Here is an 18313-nt window from a genome sequence, read left to right on the forward strand (position 1 = left end):
TTGGCAATCAGGGTTGCTGCCTATTCCGAGGCGCGTTCCCTGCAACGCGTGGTCAGGGCGTCGTCAGGCCGTGTGCGGGTGCCGTGCGGCTTCATACAGCGTGCGCGCCAAGTCGCGATGTCTGGCCAGCAGCGGTGCCGGCTCGAGCCCGGTGAATGCACCGCCGCGGATCCGCACCGCGCCGCCGATCACGCTCAGCGACACCGAGGCGGGCGTGCAGAACACGAGCGCCGCCACAGGGTCATGCCCCGCGCCCGCATGCGCGACGCCGCGCATGTCGAAGGCCACGATGTCGGCCGACATGCCGAGTGCGATGGCGCCGATGTCGTCGCGGCCCAGCACCTGCGCCCCGCCGAGCGTGGCGATCTCCAGCGCCTCGCGCGCCGTCATCGCCGCGGGGCCGTAGCCCACGCGCTGCAACAGCATCGCCTGCCGCGCCTCGCCCAGCATGTGCGCACCGTCGTTCGACGCGCTGCCGTCCACGCCCAGCCCCACCGGCACGCCAGCGCGACGCATCGCACCGATGGGCGCGATGCCCGAGGCCAGGCGCATGTTGGAGCAGGGGCAGTGCGCCACGCCCGTGCCGGTGCGGCCGAAGAGTGCGATGCCGGCCTCGTCGAGCTTCACGCAGTGCGCATGCCATACGTCGCGGCCGACCCAACCCAGGTCTTCGGCGTACTCGGCCGGCGTCATGCCGAACTTCTCGCGCGAGTAGGCGACGTCGTTGTCGTTCTCGGCCAGGTGCGTGTGCAGCGATACGCCGCGCTCGCGCGCCAGTTCGGCCGACAGGTGCATCAGGTCGCGCGACACCGAGAAAGGCGAGCAGGGCGCGAGCACGATGCGGCGCATCGAATGGCGCGAGGCATCGTGCCAGCGGCCGATGAGCCGCTCGCTGTCGCGCAGGATCGCTTCCTCGGTCTCGACCATTTCGTCTGGCGGCAGGCCGCCGGCGCTGCGGCCCACGCTCATGCTGCCGCGCGCCGCATGGAAGCGCATGCCCATCGCGTCGGCCGCCTCGATCGAATCGTCGAGCCGCGAGCCGTTGGGAAACAGGTACAGATGGTCGCTGGTGGTGGTGCAGCCCGAGAGCATCAGCTCGGTCATCGCCGTCTGCGTGGACACCCGGATCATCTCGGGCGTGATGCGTGCCCACAGCTGGTACAGGCTGGTGAGCCAGCCGAAGAGCTCGGCGTCCTGCGCCTCGGGCACCGCGCGCGTGAGGCTCTGGTACATGTGGTGGTGCGTGTTGACCAGGCCGGGCATCACCACGTGGCCACGCATGTCGATGGCCTCGGCCTTGCCGTCGCGCAGGGCTTCGAGGTAAGCGATGGGCAGCTCGGCCGTGGGGCCGGCCCAGGCGATCGCGGGGCCGTCGCACACCACGGCGCCATCGGCGATCTCGCGCCGGGTGGCGTCCATGGTGACGAGAGTGTCGGCATGTCGGAGGATCAGCATGCCGGCATTCTTGTCCCCGGGCCGGGCGCGAGGCAAGCGCGCCGCGAGGCCGCCCCTCAGGACTCGTTGCTGATCCCGCTGCTCACATGCCCCGCCGGCACATGCCGCGAGGCCGCATCCACATGCCCCGTCTGGTCGTCGAAGAAGAAGTCGGGCTCGAACTCGCGCAGGAACTCGCCCTTGGGCAGGCCGCCGAGGAACATGGCCTCGTCGACGCGGATGTTCCACTTCATCAGCGTGCGGATGGCGCGTTCGTGTGCCGGTGCGCTGCGCGCGGTGACCAGCGCGGTGCGGATGCGCATCTGCGCGTTGCCGGCCAGCTGCAGGCGGTGCAGTGCGCTCAGCAGCGGCTTGAAGGGCCCTTCGGGCAGGGGCAGGTCGGCCTTGCTGAGTTCGTGGGCCTGGAAGGCGTCGAGGCCTTCCTTCTGGTACACGCGCTCGGCCTCGTCGGAGAACAGCACGGCGTCGCCGTCGAAGGCGATGCGCACTTCGTTCGGCCAGGCGTCGCTCGCCTTTACCGATTCGACCAGCACGCGCGCGGCCGGAAAGCCGGCATTGAGCGCCTCGCGCACGTCCTGCGCATTGACCGACAGGAACAGGTGCGCGCGCAGCGGGCGCAGGTAGCCGAAGGGCGGGCGACCCTGGGTGAATACGCCGCGCTGCAGCTTGATGTCGGCCGCCGCGCTCGACCTGAAGATGCGCATGCCCGAGACCGGGTCGTTGCGCGAGAGGATCACCACCTCCACGCGCTGCACGCCGTCGTCGTTGAAGCGCAGCAGCTTGCGGATGAGCGAATAGGCAATGCCGGGCGCGGCCGGCACGTCGATGCGGTCGAGCTGCAGCTTCATGTAGCCCTCGTTGTCGCCGGCCTCGAAGACCTTGTTTTCTTCTTCGAGGTTGAACAGGGCGCGCGAGGAGATCGCGACCACGAGCTTGTCTTCGAGGGTTACGGGCATGTCGAGTACGTCCTGCGCTGCTGGCTGGCCGTCGTCACTTGACGAATTGATTCAGCTGGATGATCGGCAGCATCACCGCCAGCACGATCAGCATCACCACCCCGCCCATCGCCACGATCAGCAGCGGCTCCAGGATGGTGGCGAGGTGCATCGCGCGGCGCTGCACTTCGGCGCCGAGCTGGTTGGCGGCGCGCTGCAGCATCAGCGGCAGGGTGCCGGTCTGCTCGCCGAGGCGGGCGAACATCGACACCAGGCCCGGAAAGCGTTTCTTCTGCGCCAGCGCAGAGGCCAGCGGCGCGCCTTCGCGCACCAGCACCAGCGCGTCGAGCGCGTCGGCGCGCATAGCGCGGTTGCCCAGCGTCTCGGAGGCCGCCTGCAGCGCGCGCAGGATCGGCACGCCGGCCGTGGCCAGCATGGCGAGCGTGCTCGCGAAGCGCGCCGCGTTGTAGCCGCGCGCGAGCTTGCCCACCAGCGGCAGCTTCAGCCAGGCCGAATCGAACTTCAGGCGCAGCGCTTCCTGCGCCAGCGCGAGCCGCGTGCCGATGGCGGCGAGCACCACGCCCGCCAGCATCCACCAGCCGTAGTTGCGCACGCCGGAGCTCAGCGAGAGCATCACCGTGGTGAGGAACGGCAGCGAGCGCTTGGTGCCCGCGAACACCTGCGCCACCTGCGGCACCACGTAGCTCACGAGGAAGATCACGATCACGATCGCCACCAGCGTGACGATGGCCGGGTACAGCGCCGCGCCGATCAGCTTCTGCTGCAGCGCCTGGCGCTCCTCGAGGTCGTCGGCGAGGCGGTCGAGCACGAGGCCGAGGTTGCCGCTCTGCTCGCCGGCGCCGATCACGGCCGTGTAGATGGGCGAGAACTCGCGCGGATGCGCCGACAGCGCCCGCGCGAACGGCGAGCCTGCGTTGACCTCGGCGCGCAGCGACGCGACAAGATTGCGCTGCTGGTCGGACTCGGCCTCGTCGGTCAGCGCCGTGAGCGCGCGTTCCAGCGGCAGGCCCGACGAGACGAGGCCCGCGAGCTGCCGCGTCCACACGGCGAGTCCGGTGGAGTTGAACACGCGCTTGCCGCCGCCCAGCCAGCGGCCGAGTCCGCTGCGCTGGCCACCACCGCCGGCATGCTCGCTGCCGACCGGCTTGACCGACAGCGGAATGAGCGCCTGAGCCCGCAGCAGGCTGCGCGCGCTGCGGGCGGTGTCGGCCTCGAGAACGCCTTCGCGCGACTGGCCGCTGGCGTCGATGGCTTCGAATGCGTAGGCGGGCATCTCTTCTCTTCTTGCTCGCTACTCGCGCGTGACGCGCAGCAACTCGGCGCGCGACGTGATGCCGGCCTGCACCAGCCGCTCGCCGTCCTCGCGCATGGAGCGCAGGCCGCCGCGTTCGCCGGCCTCGAAGAGCTGGCTCTCGGCCGCCTTGCCGTGGATGAGCGCCTGCACTTCGTCGTCCGCCACCAGCAGCTCGAAGATGCCGGTGCGGCCCTGGTAGCCGGTCTGGCCGCAGGCTTCGCAGCCCGCGCCGCCGCACGAGGTGCAGACCTTGCGCACGAGGCGCTGGGCGAGCACGCCCAGCAGCGACGAGCTCAGCAGGAAGGGCTCCACGCCCATGTCGGTGAGGCGCGTGACGGCGCTGACCGAGTCGTTGGTGTGCAGCGTGGCCAGCACGAGGTGGCCGGTCAGCGAGGCCTGGATGGCGATCTGCGCGGTTTCGAAGTCGCGGATTTCGCCGATCATGATCACGTCCGGGTCCTGCCGAAGGATGGCGCGCAGGGCCTTGGCGAAGGTGAGTTCGATCTTCGCGTTGATCTGCGTCTGGCCCACGCCCGGCAGCTCGTACTCGATGGGGTCTTCCACCGTCATGATGTTGCTGCGGGTGGCGTCGAGCCGGGCCAGCGCTGCGTACAGCGTGGTGGTCTTGCCCGAGCCCGTGGGGCCGGTCACGAGGATGATGCCGTGCGGCTGCGCGATGAGCTTCTCGAAGCGCTCCAGCGTGTCGCCCTGCATGCCCACCGATTCGAGCGTGAGCTTCGATTCGCTCTTGTCCAGCAGGCGCAGCACCGCGCGCTCGCCGTGCGCGCTGGGCAGCGTCGACACCCGCACGTCGACCGCGCGCGTGCCGATGCGCAGCGAGATGCGCCCGTCCTGCGGCAGCCGCTTCTCGGAGATGTCGAGGTCGGCCATGATCTTCAGGCGCGAGATCAGCGCCGCGTGCAGCGCGCGGTTGGGCTGCACCACCTCGCGCAGCGTGCCGTCGATGCGAAAGCGCACGGAAGACGTGCGCTCGTAGGGCTCGATGTGGATGTCGCTGGCGCCGTCGCGCGCGGCCTGAGTGAGCAGGGCGTTCAGCATGCGGATGATGGGCGCGTCGCCGGCGCTTTCCAGCAGGTCTTCCACCGCCGGCAGCTCCTGCATCATGCGCGAGAGGTCGGCGTCGCTCTGCACCTCGCTGACCACCGCGGCGGCGCTCGATTCGCCCTGCGCATAGGCCGCGCTGATGCGCTGCGCCAGCGGACCGTCGGCCAGCACCTCGAATGCCTGCACGCCGTATTTGCGCGAGACCTCGCCGACCGCGCTGCGCGCCGGGGTGCTCGACATCCACAGCGTGTAGCGGCCGTCGTCGGTCTCCTCCAGCAGCAATTGCTGGCTGCGTGCAAAGGCGTAGGGCAGGGGATAGCGGTTGGACATCGGAAACAGTATCAGGGCAGTTCCCGCGCGCTCACCGGGTCGCCGGTGGGGGGCAGTGCGCCACGCAGGGGGCTGGGCGCCAGTTTGCGGCTGTCCGCGGCAGGTTGCGATGGCGGGATCAGCTGGGTGCCTTCGAGGCGCGAGCCGCCGCGCGCGGCGGTGGAGGCCGAGGGCGCCGGAGCCGCCGAAGTCGGGGCCAGGGCACGGGACGGAGGCGCCAGTTCGGGCAGGATGTTCGAGCCGCTCACGCCGCGCAGCATCACGTTGGAGGTGTCGGGCTGCGTGCGCTGCTGCATGCCGCGGATCTCGTCGTAGCGGTCGTACGCGAAGGCTTCGGTGGCGCTGGCATCGCGCATCACCGCCGGGCGCAGGAACATCATGAGGTTGATCTTCTCGCGCGTGCGGGCCTGGCTCTTGAACAGGTTGCCGAGCACGGGAATGTCGCCTGCGAGCGGCACCTTCTCGACCGTGTTGCCGTAGCTGTCGGACAGCAGGCCGCCGAGCATCACGAGGCCGCCGTCTTCCACCAGCACGCTCGATTCGATGGAGCGCTTGTTGGTGGTGGGGCCGTTCTGGTTGTTGACGGTGTTTCCGTCGACCGTGGAGGTCTCCTGGAAGATCGTCAGCTTCACCGTGCCGTTCTCGTTGATGGTCGGGCGCACGCGCAGCGTGAGGCCCACGTCCTTGCGCTCGACGGTGGTGAACGGGTTGACGCCGACCGAGCCCGAGGTGCTGGCGTACTGGCCGGTCACGAAGGGCACGTTCTGGCCGATGACGATCTTGGCTTCCTCGTTGTCCAGCGTCAGCAGGTTGGGCTTGGACAGCACGTTGGCGTCCTTGTCGCTGTCGAAGAAGCTGGCGATCGCGCCCAGGATGTACTGGCCGCCGACCTTGCCGGCGATGCCGAGGTTCGCGCCCGGCGTGATCGCGCCGGCCAGGCCGGCGGCGTTGCGCGTGGCCAGCGCCTGGGTCAGCGTCAGCAGGTTGGCCCCGGCCACCGAGGAGTTGGTGCCGATCACCGCGTTGTTGCCCAGCGCGCTCTGCCACTGCACGCCGAACTTCGCGGCGGCCGTGTCGCTCACCTCGACGATCAGCGCCTCGATCATGACCTGCGCTCGCCGTCCGTCCAGCCTGTCGATCACCGCGCGCATCTGCCTGTACTGCGGCTCGGGCGCGGTGATGATCAGCGAGTTGGTCGACGGGTCGGCCTGGATCTGGCCGCCGGTGGACGGCTGGTTGGCGTTGTTGAGCGGCGCGCTGGCGGCCGCAGATGCCCCCGACTGGCTGCTGTTGTTCAGGTTGACCTGCATGGCCTGCGGCGCGCTCTGCTGCGGCACGGCGCTGGCCGTGGCGCCCGGCGTGCCCGGCGTGGTGTTCAGCTGGTTGGCGGCCATCGCCGCGCGCAGCGTGGCCGCGAGGCGCACCGCGTCGGCGTTCTTCAGGTACACCACGTAGATGTTGCCGGCCGCGCCGTTGCTGCCCTCGACGGCGGGGCGGTCGAGCTTGTCCACCAGCGTGCGGATCAGCGCCACGCGGGCCGGGTTGGCCGCGCGGATGATCAGCGAGTTGCTGCGCGGATCGGCCATGAGCGTGGTGCGGAACGACGCGTCGGCCGCGCCGGGAGCCGCCGGCGCACCCGGTGCGCCCGAGCCGCCGCCGTCCACCAGCCGCTGCACCAGCGGCACCATGTCGGTGGCCACCGAGTGCTTGAGCTGGATGATCTCGATGTCGGAGGCGTTCGGCACGTCCAGCGACGCGATGATGCGCGCCAGGCGGCGCATGTTGTCGGCGTAGTCGGTGATCACGAGCGAGTTGTTGCCCGGGTTCACGTTGATGGTGTTGTTCGGCGGAATCAGCGGGCGCAGCACCGGCAGCAGGTTGTTCGGCGACTCGTAGTTGAGCCTGAAGATCTGCGTGACGATCTGGTTGCTGCCGCTGGACGCCGTGGCGCTGATGGAGGTGTTGACGGTGCTGCTTTGCAGCTTGGCGTCGGCCTCGGGCACCACCTTGTAGAGGCCGTCGGCTTCCACCACCGCGAAGCCCTGCAGGCGCAGCGCCGAGGCGAACTGGTTGAAGGCCGCGGCCGGCTGGATCGCGCGGTCGGTGACGAGGTTCATCGTGCCCTTCACGCGCGGGTCGACAACCACGTCGCGGCCGGTGACCACGGCCATGGTGCGGGCCACGGCCTCGATGTCGGCGTTGGAGAAGTTCAGCGTGATCGGCTCGCCGCGGCGCGGCGCGTCGCCGGTCTGCGCGAACGCGGCGGGCGCGGCCTGCAGGAACGTGGCGGCGATCAGCACGCGCACGGCGAGCGCGACGGTGCCGGTCGAAAACAGTGGCTTCATCATGAGGATCAACCCAGGGTGATGATCGAACGCGCGTTGTCGCGTCGTCCGATGATGTTCAACAAATTGGAAAGAGCGTCTTCGCGGCCGGGCGCGGCACTGGCTTCGCCGTTGAAGCGAAAGGAAGTGCCGGTCCAGCTGCCGCTGCCGTTGAGCTCGAGGCTGCCCTCGCGCGTGCTCAGCAGCAGCGTGGGGCGGCTGCCGCCTTCGAGCGTGAGCCGGTAGCTGCCCATCGGCCGCAGCGTCGAGAGGCTGGAGGAAACATCGGTGGCGTCGAGCGTCGCCTGGCCGGCGATGCGCAGCGCGGGGCCGTCCCACTGCATCGAGAAGGCCTTGGTGTTCAGGTCGAGCGCGCCTTCGAGCTTGAGCGTGTTCCACGGCGCGCCCAGCCCCATGAGCAGGGTGGCGGGCCAGCGCGAGCGGCTGTCCTGCCAGGCGAGCTGCATGCCGCCGGCGCGCGGACTGGCCTTGAGTTCGATCGGCTGCGCGGCGCAGCACGGCAGATCGAGGCTGGCGGCGATGCCGTTCCAGCTCGGGCGCATGCGCCAGTGCAGCAGGCCGGGCAGCGACACCGCCTGCATGCCGCCCGCGCCGCTGGCGAGGACCACGGCGGCCGTGCCGTTCCATACGGTGCCGCGCGGGTTGGCCAGCACGAGGCGGCCCTGGCTCCAGCTCGACAGCGCCGCCGACAGCCAGCGGGCCGGCGCGAACAGCACCACCGCCAGCAGCACGCCGGTGACGGCGCCGAGCAGGGCCCAGCGCCAGCCGCGGCGGGGTCGGGGTTCGGGGATCGGAGGGCGGCTCAGCATGCGGGTCGTCTGCCGTTCTTTCTCAGCGCGCCGCGGGCAGCGCCATGACGACAGTGCCGTCCCAGCGGACCTGCGGGGTCCTGGGCGCGTCCTTGGCGGCGGGCGACGATGGCGGCGGCGTCGAGGCCGGCGCGCGGGTCAGGTGGACTTCGCGCGGCACCGCATGCGCATTGCCGCGGGCCTGGCCGAGCCATTGGGCGACGGTGGCGGCGGGCGCCGCGCGCAGCGAGACGGTGGCGGCGCCGTCACCTCCCGATGCCATGAGCTGCGCGTTGCTCGTGCCCAGGCTCTCGCGCACGGAGGTTTCGAGCGCGCGCATCGCGTCGTCGCGGTTCAGGCGGGGCTGCGACTGCAGGGCCTTGGCGCGGGCCTGCAGGGTGGCCATCTGCTGCAGCTGCGCATCGAGCTGAGCGTGTTCGGCGGGCGCCGCGGACAGTGTGCGCAGCGCGGGAGCGAGCGCGATCCACCAGAGCAGGGCCAGCGCTACGAGGGCCGCGGCGGCATAGACCATGCGGCGCTCGCGCACTTCCAGGGTGGCCCAGCGGGCCTTGAGCTGTTCGCTGAAGTTCATCGGTTGGCCTCGGCCTGTACCAGCAGGAGGTCGCCTTCGGTGCGCACGTTGTAGCCGCGTGGCGCCATCGCATTGGTGATCTGCGAGACCTCCGACGGCTGCAGCCCGAGGCCGCGCAGGCGCAGCTGGCCGGCGCTGTAGTCGACGGCGCTCGGCACCTTGCCGGGCGGCAGCACGGCGGCGAGAGCGCCGACCATGGGCTCGAAGTCGCTGTTGGAAACGTCGCCCACGGCCTGCTGCAGCGATGCGACCTCGCGCTGCATCTGCACGGGCGCCTCGACCACGAGCTTCACCGAGGGAAAGGTCTGGGTCAGGATCGCCTTGGCGGCCTGGCGCTTCGATTCGAGGGCGTTGCGCTCCTTCCACGCCCAGGCGTTCAGGCCGATGAGTTGGGTCAGCAGCAGCGCGACCACGCCCCAGCGCGCGGCGCGCCACTCGGGCGCATAGCGCAGCGTCTGCACCACCGAGGCGAACTTCTTGCCGGCACGCGCGCGGCCGGTGACCGCGAGGTCGAACTGAGCGAGCTCCCAGGGCGTGCGCGCGGCCTGCAGCCAGCGCTGCGGCGACTGCACGATGGGCACGCGGCGCTGCAGCAGCGATTCGGCGGCCTCGGCCACGGCGGGCTCGGTGGAGATGACGGCGGTGTCCAGCGGCAGGCCGTCCGACAGCGCCAGCCCCGCGCCGGCCAGCGGCAGCGAGACCACGCCGTCGGCGTCGCACACCGTGAGCCGCGGCGCCTCGGGTTCGCCGGTGACCAGCAGCAGCGGCGGACCGTCGGCCGGCTGCGGCGTGAATTCGGGAACGATGCGCACCACGCGCCGGCCGGCCGCTTCGAGCCCGTGCACGATGGTGCGCAGCCAGATGCGATTGCAGGCCGCGACCCAAACGGGCGCGCCGGCCTTGGCGTCGGGCTCGAGCGCGAAGTGCAGGGCCTCGGGCTCGTCGAGCAGGTGTTCTTCGAGAAGGCCGTCGAGCACGGCGCGCAGCTTCGAGGCGCTGCCCATGCTGCCCTTGGGCAGCGTGATGCGGTGCCACGAGAGCGCGGCGGAAGGAATGCCGAGCATGACCTCCGTGCTCGAGGGCAGCAGCGCCAGCAACGCCCGGCCCTGGTTGCGCAACGCAATGCCGTCGTCGCCTGCCTGGGCCCAGTCGTACTCGCCCGCGGCATCGGCCGGAGGGAGGGGGGCAATGAGCAGCAGGGGAGTCATGTGGATCTTGGAAAAGCCGGTGATTGTAGGTGCGCGTCCGACACGATGGCGCTCTGTTTTTCATAGCGTATCACGCTGATGTGACGCGCTCTGGAAGGCTTTTTGGCTACAAATAATGCATCGAAATCAGGGTTTGACCGGAGTGAGCGTTGCGCCGGCGCCGCGCGTGCGCCAGATCGTCGTCACCGTGACACCGCTTCGCTGTAGCAACGAGCGTTCCTCCACGTAGGTGCGATCGAGCCGCAGCTTGCCGTAGACCTCGAAGAACTGTGTGCCCACGCCGTGCTGGGCTGCGTTGAAGGGCGCGCTGCCGCTGGGCAGGGCGGCGTTGGCGGCGGCGATGTCCTTGAAGAAGGCGCGCGAGCGGCGGTCCACCAGCTGGCGCGCGCTGGCGATGTTGAGCGACTCCATGCTGGCGCTGATCGCCTCGGCGCTCGCGGTATTGAGGTTGAGCGTGGTCTTCACCGGCAGGATCGTCACGTACGGTTCGAGCGCCGCGGCCGTCGAGGCCGACAGACCCAGCCACACCAGCTGCGAGACCTGCTGCGGCATGAGCGGCGCGGCGCTGGAATCGACACCGCTGCTGCTGCCGTCGGTCGCAGTGCCCGTGGCAAGCGCGGCAGCGAGGCCATTGGTCATCAGGCTGAGCTCCGACACGGGCAGGCCCAGCAGGTTGAACAGCCGCGTGAAGGTGGCGACGGCCGCCGGCACCGGCTTGCCGTTGTCGACCAGCGAAAGCACGTTGAGCTTGGACTGCGCATCGACGATGCGGCCCGAGAGAAAGGCGTCGGGCAGTCCTTCGAGGTTGTCGCTCGCCACGTTCTTCTCGGCCGAGAGGAAACTGGTGAGCCGAGCCTCTTCCAGCGGAACGGCCCAGGGCTCGCCCAGGTGGTCGGGGCCGCCGGCGCGGCCGTCTTCGCCGAGGATGAGGCGCGACCAGTCGAGCGCGCCGATCAGCACCCAGGCCGCCTGCACGCGCGCCCGCTCGGCGCCTTCGACCTCGGCCGAGCGCCACTGCTGCCACAGCGCCGCGGCGGCGAAGGTGGCCACCAGCATCACGGTCAGCATCGCGGCGAGCAGGGCGGCGCCGCGCTGGCGCGATCGCTTGCTGCCGTCGTTGGTCCTTGCGGGCGTCTGCGTCATGAGGTTTTCGGCGCTCCGACGGTCGGCTTGACCCAGTCGCGCGTGAGCGTGCCCGAGAGGCCTTCGCCGGGCGGCAGCGTGATGACGAGGCGTACGCCGTCCGGCATGGCGACGACGGGGCCCGAGGGGTTGTTGGGGTTGGGCTGGGTGACGGGCAGCTGGCTGGCCGGCACCCAGCTGTTGTCGCGGAAGAAGAAGATCTGCCAGCTGTTGGCCGGCACCAGCGCCACGTCGCTGTAGCCGCCGTTCGAGCCGGCGCCGCCGTCCTGCGCCCAGGCGGCCGCCAGGTTCCAGGCCTGCTGCCATTCGCCGCGCGTGGTGAAGGGCAGCGATTGCCAGCGCCGCCAGCGCACGCCGTCGGGGCCGGACTTCAGCGTCCACGCCACCACCTGCACCGACGGCGCGGTGTCGTCGCTGCCGCGGCGCGTGAGCCGCAGCACCCGGCCGTCCCAGTCGATGGGGCGGGTCTGGGCGAGCGTGGTCACGGCGTCGAGGTCGGCTCCCCATTGCGCCAGCGTGGCCTGCAGCGTGAGCACGGCGTCGGCGCGCTGCTGGTTCTGGGTGGTGGCGCGCGACATGCTGTCGAGCCCGCGCCAGCTCACCAGCGAGAGCAGCGCCATCACCGCGATGGCGACAAGCAGCTCGATCAGCGTGAAGCCGCGCGCGGTGCGAGCGCCAGGGTGTCGCTGCATCGCTCAGTACCTCCCCACCACGGTGGAGATGCGCAGGATGGGCGAGTCGGCCTGGTCGCGCACCTGCACGTCGACGCGCCGGAAGTTCGGGTTCAGCGTCGGGATGGTCGAGGTGGTTACGTTGAACGAGATGCCGGCCTGCAGGCAGATCGACCCCGAGTCGCCCACCGCCGGCATCTGGCGCGAGAGGCGGGCCTTGGCCAGCTCGTTCTCGGCGCACAGGTCGGCCAGCACGAGGTCGGACTGGCGCTGCGCATTGCGTGTGAGCGACATGGTGGCCTGCGAGCCCGCGGCCAGCGCGATCGCGACGATGCCGAGCGCGATCAGCACCTCGATCAGCGTGAAGCCGCCGATGCGGGAGCGCGAAGCAAGCGGGCGCCGCGTATTTCTCATTGAACCGCCGAAACGGTGAAGGGGCGCACGCCGTCGGTCGAGATGCGCAGGGCGCGCGCGGGCGGGCCGGCGGAATAGAGCATGACCTGCTGCGCCGCGATGATCGGGTCGGGCCCGAGCTGCAGTGCCGGAATCAGCGTGCCGTTGGCGAGCGACACCTGGGCGGTGATGCCGTCGGCGGCCCAGCCATCGGGCAGCGAGCCAGGCAGCAGGCCGTCGAACCTGAAACTGCCTTCCACCGGCCGCCAACGCACCACGATGCCGCTGGCGCGCGACTGGGCGCGGGCCGATTCGAGCAAGGCGGCCAGGCGGTCGGCTTCTCGGTCGAGGTTGGCGGCGCTGGTGTCGCGGATGGCGAAGCTCACGGCGGCGGTGGCGATCGCGATGATGGCGATCACCACGATCAGCTCCAGCAGCGTGAAGCCGCCTGGCCGTTGGAGGCGGCGTGAATGGGGAGTGCGGAGCGGCGCGTCCGAGCCGCCGCTGCTACTGCCAGCTGCCGATGTCGGCATTCTTGCCCTCGCCGCCGCTCTGGCCGTCGGCGCCGAACGAGAGCACGTCGATCTCGCCCTTGATGCCCGGGTTCAGGTACTGGTAGGGGTGGCCCCAGGGATCGTTGGGCAGCTTCTCGACGTAGGGCTTCCAGTTGGGAGCGGCCGGACCGGTGGTCGGGCGGGTGAGCAGCGCCTGCAGGCCCTGCTCGGCGGTGGGGTAGCGCTGGTTGTCCAGGCGATAGAGCTTGAGCGCCTGCATCAGGTTGTTGATGTCGGTCCGGGCGGCAGTCACGCGGGCGTCGTCGGCGCGCTCGATCACGTTCGGGACGATGAGTGCCGCCAGCACGCCGATGATGACCAGCACGACCATCAGCTCGATCAGCGTGAAGCCGCGTTGGGCGGTACGGGTGGCGGCACGGAGGAATTTGTTCATAGCTTGGGCAGACATGATTCGGAAGGCGCGCTGCATGATAATCCGCGGCCATGACAAGTCCTTACTCCGCCGCCCGCTGGCATGCCCCACTTGCAACGACGGGGCTTTGGGCGCTGGCGGCCGGTGCCGCGGTGTTCTGGGCGCTGCGGCTGGCGTCGCCGACCGATGCCGTCGCCGCTGCCGCGACCATGCCCCGGCCCTCGGTGGCGGCGGACTCCGACTCGGTGGCGCGTCTGCTGGGCGTGCTGCCCGAGTCCCGCACGGCGCCTGTGGCCCCGGAAGCCGCCAGCCGCTTCGCGTTGTCCGGTGTGGTGGCCGATCCTTCCAGGCAGGGAGCGGCGCTGATTTCCATCGATGGCAAGCCGCCGCGGCCGTTCCGCGTCGGCTCGACGGTCGGCGAGAGCTACGTGCTGCAGTCGGTCGGTCTGCGCTCGGCGACGATCGGATTGCGTGCCGATGGCCCGGCGGCATTCACGCTGCAGCTGCCGGTGCGTGCGCCGATCAGCGTTTCCACTCCCGCGCTGGCGGCGGTACCGATGGTGGCTGTGCCGCCCCCGGCCATGCCCGCCGTGGCGGCTCCGCCGCAGATGCATCAGCAGCAGATGCAGCCTCCTCCGCCGCCGCCGGCTGGCTCGCTGTTGCAGCAACAGCAGCAACCGGCCGCCATGGGAGCGCCACCGCAGCAGCAACAGGCGGCTACCCAGTAATTTTCTTCAGGATTTCGGTTCGATGAAGCGAAGCCGGCCTTGCGCCGGCTTCTGCTTTTTCAGGCCTGGAGGAAGAGCCGGTAGGCCGGATTGGCAGTTTCCTCGACGTAGGGATAGCCCAGGGTCTTGAGAAAGGCGTCGAACTCGGCGGATTCGCCGGCCGGCACCTGCAGGCCGACGAGGATGCGGCCGTAGTCCGCGCCCTGGTTGCGGTAGTGGAACAGGCTGATGTTCCAGCTCGGCTGCATCAGGCTCAGGAACTTGAGCAGAGCGCCCGGCCGCTCGGGGAACACGAAGCGCAGCAGGCGCTCGTCATGCGCAAGGCCGGTGCGTCCACCCACCAGATGCCGCAGATGCTCCTTGGCGAGTTCGTCGTGCGTGAGGTCGAGCGCGTCGAATCCGTGCGCGGCGAAGGTCCGTGCGATGACGGCCGATTCGCCCCGCGTCGAGGTCGTGAGGCCGACGAACACATGCGCCTTGGCTGCATCGCTTATGCGATAGTTGAACTCCGTCACGTTGCGCAGCGCGCCGCCGCCGGTGCCCGGAGCTTCCGAATCGCTGGCGGGCATCTCGCCGATCAGTTCGCAGAAGCGGCGGAAGCTGCCGCGCTCTTCGGGCATGGTGACGGCAAACAGGGCTTCACGTTCTTCGCCGACCTCGGCGCGTTCGGCTACGAAACGCAGCCGGTCGAAGTTCATGTTCGCGCCGCACAGGATCGCCGCATAGGTTTCGCCATGGCGGCCATGCTGCGCGACGTATTCCTTGATGGCAGCGACCGCCAGCGCACCCGCGGGCTCGACGATGCTGCGCGTGTCCACGAAGATGTCCTTGATGGCGGCGCACACGGCATCGGTGTCGACGGCGATGTAGTCGTCGACCAGGTCGCTGGCGATGCGGAAGGTCTCCTCGCCGACGAGCTTGACGGCCGTGCCGTCCGAGAACAGGCCGACATCGGGAAGGTTCACGCGCTGGTGGGCTGCGACCGATTGCATCATCGCGTCGGAGTCGTTCATCTGCACGCCGATCACCTTGATCTCGGGGCGCACCGCCTTGATGTAGTTGGCCACGCCGGAGATCAGGCCGCCGCCGCCGATCGCAACGAACACCGCATCCAGCGGGCCCTGGTGCTGTCGCAGTATTTCCATGGCGATGGTGCCCTGGCCCGCGATGACGTCCGGGTCGTCGAAGGGATGCACGAAGGTCAGGTTTTGCTTTGTCTGCAAATCGAGTGCGTGCAGATAAGCATCCGAATAGCTGTCGCCATGCAGCACGATTTCTCCGCCGAAACCGCGCACCGCATCGATTTTGAGTTTCGGAGTGGTCACCGGCATCACGATCACCGCACGCGTGCCGAGCTTGCGGGCACCCAATGCAACGCCTTGTGCGTGATTGCCGGCCGATGCGCAAATCACGCCGCTTGCCAATTGGGCTGCACTCAGATGAGCCATCTTGTTATAGGCGCCGCGCAGCTTGAAGCTGAAAACCGGTTGCTGGTCTTCGCGCTTCAATAGAACTGTGTTGCCGAGTCGCTCGCTCAGCGCGCGCGCTTTCTCCAGCGCGGACTCGACAGCAACGTCGTAGACCCGGGCATTGAGAATTTTTCTGAGATAGTCGGCGGGCGTCAGCGTTGTTTTAAGAGGTGCGTCTTGCACGATTTTTCCAAGGGAGTTTTCATTTGCTAACTGCCGATGATAAGAGGCATCGAGATTGCATGCGAGATATGGCATGGACACAAATGTCATAAACCTCCTCCACAAGGCACCAGCTGCAAATGATTCGGGATTTTTTGGACGCACCTATCCCGCGATCCATATGGCCGCCGATCAAATTACAAATGAGCAAAATCTGTTATCAATTTCTGTCAGCGACCTTTCGAAGAGGCTGATGCAGGCGGAAGCCGCGCGCGTTCAGAGAAAGGAAATCGGGCGTGCCACGTGGCAAGTGATGGGCAACAGATTGCGTGCGCACATCGTTCCGTTGCTGGGTGATGTGCCGGCGCAGTCGTTTGCAACGGCTGACGCGCAACGCCTGATCGATCACCTCGGCGAACAGGGTTTCACCAGCACGACCATTGCCCAGTACCTGGTGCTGCTGCGCAAGGTCGTGATGCATGGCGTCCACATCGGCGCGCTTCGCGATGCGCCTGCATTCCCGAAGGTCAAGGTGCGCAGCCAGCCGCGTGGCAGCTTCAGCGTTGCGGAGTACCGCGCGATCATCAGGACTGCGCGCAGCTTGCGCGGGCACTCGCACCCGGTGCTCGATCAACTGGCGGCGGGAGAGCGTTTCTGGATAGCGCGCGAACTGCTCGTGATGCCGGACGAACTGCCTTGGCTGGTCCGCTGGATGGTGAACACCTTCGTGCGTCCGAGCGACATCAAGTTCATGAAGCACAAGCACATCGAAGTCGTGCGCGGCAAGCACGTCTATCTGCGGATGAACCTGCCGGAGACCAAGCGGCACAGCCAGCCCATCGTGAGCCTGTGCCCCGCCGTGCGGGTTTACGAATGTCTGCTCGCCTATCGAGCGGAGCGTGGATATGGTGGCGCGGAAGACTACGTCTTCATGCCGCAACTGAAGAACCGCGAGCACGCCCTGGCGGTGCTCAACTTCTTCTTCCACTGGGTGCTCGAAAAGGCGGGGCTCGAGAAGGGGCCGCTGGGCCAATCGCGAACTCTCTATTGCCTGCGCCACACGGCAATCACGTTGCGGCTGTTGTACGGGCAAGGGATCGACATGCTGACCTTGGCGCGCAACGCGCGCACGAGCGTCAACATGGTCGAGCGTTTCTACGCGTCGGTGCTGAGCGGAGAAATGAATGTGGGGTTGCTGCAGAGCCGGCGTAGCCGGGCAACCTGAAACGGGACGGGGAAAACGACAAAAAGCCGCCCGGCGCGAGCCAGGCGACTTGAGGCTTGGTTGCCGCTTCGAACTGGCAGGAGCCAGCATCGGGGTCAGGCAAAGAACTTGAAAGTTCGACGGTCAGAACGCGTGGCGAATGCCGAAGTCGTAGCCGGTCGAAGTCTTCGGCTTGAACACGTTCTCGGAAGCCTTGTAGAAACCGGGGCCACCGACCGTCAGCGCTGCGCCGTTCTTGTTGCTAACGCGAGCGATCGTTGCGTACAGGGCCGTCCGCTTCGACAGGTTGTGCACGTAGCCCAGCGCGAGCTTGTTCGCCTTCGGATCGGGGTTGTTCAAGCCGAACGGATTGAACGGCTGGTTGTAGTCGTACTTGACGGACGAGTAGGCTGCACGGATGAGTCCCGGGCCGACGGGTACGGTCACACCGAGCAGGTAGCCATTCAGGTCCACGTCTGGGCGGGCTCCGACGAAGGGCGTGATTTCGTAATCGCGCGAATTCTTGGCGCGCGACACTTCACCGAACAGCTTCACGGGGCCGAAGTCGTACGAAGCGCCCACATTGAACGTCTTCACGTAGTCGGTGGTGCCTGCGTAGTACTGATCGGCGACCGTGCTGCTGCCGTATGCCACAGCCACGTCCAGGGGGCCATTGGCATAGCCGAAGCGGCCGCCGATGTAGCGGCCGGCACGGCTCTTGGAAGTGCTGCTGTCCTTCGGCGTGAAGCTACCCTTGCTGTACTTGTCGTTCTCGTGGAACGCGTACATCACCTGGCCATAAAAGCCGCCCAGGTTCGGGGGCAGGAAGTAGCCGATCGAGTTGCTGGCGCGGGCGTAGTTCTGGTTGGCCCCGAATCCGCCGGTGTCCTTGGCGCCATAGGTCTCGGCGTTGAAGCCGTTGGCCGTGTTGATCAGGTTGGCGCCCACACCAAGTGTGCCGAACGGATCGAATACGGTGTCATTCCAGAAGGTCGGGGTGTAGTCGCGGCCCAGGCGCAGTTCGCCGAAACCGCCCGACAGGCTCACGGTCGAACGACGTGCGAAGCTGGCAACTCCGGTTGCACCGTCGTCGTTGGTGATGGGGGCTTCGAGCCAGAAGCTGGCGGCCAAGCCGCCGCCCAGGTCTTCCGTGCCGCGGAAGCCGAGCCGGCTCGAGTTATAGGCCGAGTTGGCCAAAGCCCTGCGGCTGACCTTGACGCTGCCCTGGTTCGTGTAGGTGGAAGCGCCGAAGCTGTTGGGCAGAACGGTAGGCTTCAGATCACGCGAACTCGACGAGTAGCCGCTGATCGACGCGTCGACCACACCAAACAGCGTGACGGACGACTGAGCCGAGGCAACACCGGCAACAGCCAGGGCAGCCAGAGCAACTAGAGATTTTTTCATTGCAAGTTTCTCCAAGGTTAAACATAGGGCTCCGGTGCGAAGGGCTCACCGTGACTGGCACTTTTGTGCTCCCACCGGACCCCGGGCCAACCTCCTTTTGGGAAGTTGATGCTATTGCACCAGAGCCGCTGCGGCAGGGCAAAACAAATCGCCCGAAATCTTGGATGGCCCGCGCGTTT

17 protein-coding genes are annotated in these 18313 nt (G+C 68.3%); 2 read left to right on the forward strand and 15 right to left on the reverse strand.

Translation table 11 applies throughout. The features are described from left to right. Window positions 1–63: 63 nt before the first annotated feature. From ABL843_RS05855 to gspG, 13 genes are all read right to left on the reverse strand, one after another. Window positions 64–1455, reverse strand: a complete 1392-nt coding sequence (locus ABL843_RS05855) for an 8-oxoguanine deaminase (RefSeq protein ID WP_418119280.1) — start codon at window positions 1453–1455, stop codon at window positions 64–66. A 56-nt stretch (window positions 1456–1511) separates the two neighbouring features. Beyond that, window positions 1512–2411, reverse strand: coding sequence for a 5'-nucleotidase (locus tag ABL843_RS05860; RefSeq protein WP_418119281.1), 900 nt, complete (start codon window positions 2409–2411; stop codon window positions 1512–1514). A gap of 34 nt (window positions 2412–2445) precedes the next feature. Then, entirely contained in the window at window positions 2446–3684 is a 1239-nt protein-coding gene (gene gspF / locus ABL843_RS05865) for a type II secretion system inner membrane protein GspF (protein WP_418119282.1), read from the reverse strand. Between the two features lie 18 nt (window positions 3685–3702). Then, entirely contained in the window at window positions 3703–5100 is a 1398-nt protein-coding gene (locus ABL843_RS05870; protein WP_126025674.1) for a GspE/PulE family protein, read from the reverse strand. 11 nt (window positions 5101–5111) lie between these two features. Next, window positions 5112–7448 carry a type II secretion system secretin GspD gene (gene gspD / locus ABL843_RS05875; protein ID WP_126025675.1) on the reverse strand — a complete coding sequence of 779 codons (2337 nt, stop codon included), beginning with the start codon at window positions 7446–7448 and terminating at the stop codon, window positions 5112–5114. Between the two features lie 5 nt (window positions 7449–7453). Continuing rightward, window positions 7454–8254 (reverse strand): type II secretion system protein N, encoded by an 801-nt coding sequence (gspN, locus tag ABL843_RS05880; protein WP_418119283.1) that lies wholly within the window; start codon window positions 8252–8254, stop codon window positions 7454–7456. A gap of 22 nt (window positions 8255–8276) precedes the next feature. Next, window positions 8277–8825, reverse strand: coding sequence for a type II secretion system protein GspM (gspM, locus tag ABL843_RS05885; RefSeq protein WP_126025677.1), 549 nt, complete (start codon window positions 8823–8825; stop codon window positions 8277–8279). After that, window positions 8822–10033: a type II secretion system protein GspL gene (gspL, locus tag ABL843_RS05890; protein WP_418119284.1), complete on the reverse strand. Its 1212-nt coding sequence runs from the start codon at window positions 10031–10033 to the stop codon at window positions 8822–8824. The genes gspM and gspL overlap by 4 nt, the downstream gene beginning before the upstream one ends. Window positions 10034–10159: 126 nt before the next feature. Next, window positions 10160–11176: a type II secretion system minor pseudopilin GspK gene (gene gspK, locus ABL843_RS05895; protein WP_418119285.1), complete on the reverse strand. Its 1017-nt coding sequence runs from the start codon at window positions 11174–11176 to the stop codon at window positions 10160–10162. Then, complete coding sequence (locus ABL843_RS05900; RefSeq protein ID WP_418119286.1) at window positions 11173–11868, reverse strand: PulJ/GspJ family protein; 696 nt, start codon at window positions 11866–11868, stop codon at window positions 11173–11175. The genes gspK and ABL843_RS05900 overlap by 4 nt, the downstream gene beginning before the upstream one ends. A 3-nt stretch (window positions 11869–11871) precedes the next feature. Continuing rightward, the gene (gene gspI, locus ABL843_RS05905) at window positions 11872–12261 is read right to left on the reverse strand and encodes a type II secretion system minor pseudopilin GspI (RefSeq protein ID WP_126025681.1); all 390 of its coding nucleotides are present in this window, start codon (window positions 12259–12261) and stop codon (window positions 11872–11874) included. Continuing rightward, window positions 12258–12773 carry a prepilin-type N-terminal cleavage/methylation domain-containing protein gene (locus ABL843_RS05910; protein WP_418119287.1) on the reverse strand — a complete coding sequence of 172 codons (516 nt, stop codon included), beginning with the start codon at window positions 12771–12773 and terminating at the stop codon, window positions 12258–12260. Before ABL843_RS05910 ends, gspI begins: the two co-directional genes overlap by 4 nt. Continuing rightward, on the reverse strand, window positions 12748–13188 hold the full coding sequence (gene gspG, locus ABL843_RS05915; protein ID WP_184634988.1) for a type II secretion system major pseudopilin GspG: 441 nt from the start codon (window positions 13186–13188) through the stop codon (window positions 12748–12750). Before gspG ends, ABL843_RS05910 begins: the two co-directional genes overlap by 26 nt. Before the next feature lie 50 nt (window positions 13189–13238). Here gspG and ABL843_RS05920 point away from each other — a divergent pair, with 50 nt between their 5' ends. Beyond that, window positions 13239–13895 (forward strand): hypothetical protein, encoded by a 657-nt coding sequence (locus ABL843_RS05920; protein ID WP_418119288.1) that lies wholly within the window; start codon window positions 13239–13241, stop codon window positions 13893–13895. A 59-nt stretch (window positions 13896–13954) separates the two neighbouring features. Here ABL843_RS05920 and ilvA read toward each other — a convergent pair whose 3' ends face one another. Further along, window positions 13955–15622 (reverse strand): threonine ammonia-lyase, biosynthetic, encoded by a 1668-nt coding sequence (ilvA, locus tag ABL843_RS05925; protein ID WP_418119289.1) that lies wholly within the window; start codon window positions 15620–15622, stop codon window positions 13955–13957. Between ilvA and ABL843_RS05930 the strand changes: the two genes are divergently transcribed. Continuing rightward, on the forward strand, window positions 15621–16751 hold the full coding sequence (locus ABL843_RS05930; protein WP_126025686.1) for a hypothetical protein: 1131 nt from the start codon (window positions 15621–15623) through the stop codon (window positions 16749–16751). The genes ilvA and ABL843_RS05930 overlap by 2 nt on opposite strands. A gap of 123 nt (window positions 16752–16874) precedes the next feature. Here ABL843_RS05930 and ABL843_RS05935 read toward each other — a convergent pair whose 3' ends face one another. Further along, window positions 16875–18134, reverse strand: a complete 1260-nt coding sequence (locus tag ABL843_RS05935) for a porin (protein WP_418119290.1) — start codon at window positions 18132–18134, stop codon at window positions 16875–16877. Window positions 18135–18313 lie beyond the last annotated feature (179 nt).

Origin of the sequence: Variovorax sp. 350MFTsu5.1 (genome assembly GCF_048302515.1) — a bacterium.
GTDB classification, from domain to species: domain Bacteria; phylum Pseudomonadota; class Gammaproteobacteria; order Burkholderiales; family Burkholderiaceae_C; genus Variovorax; species Variovorax guangxiensis.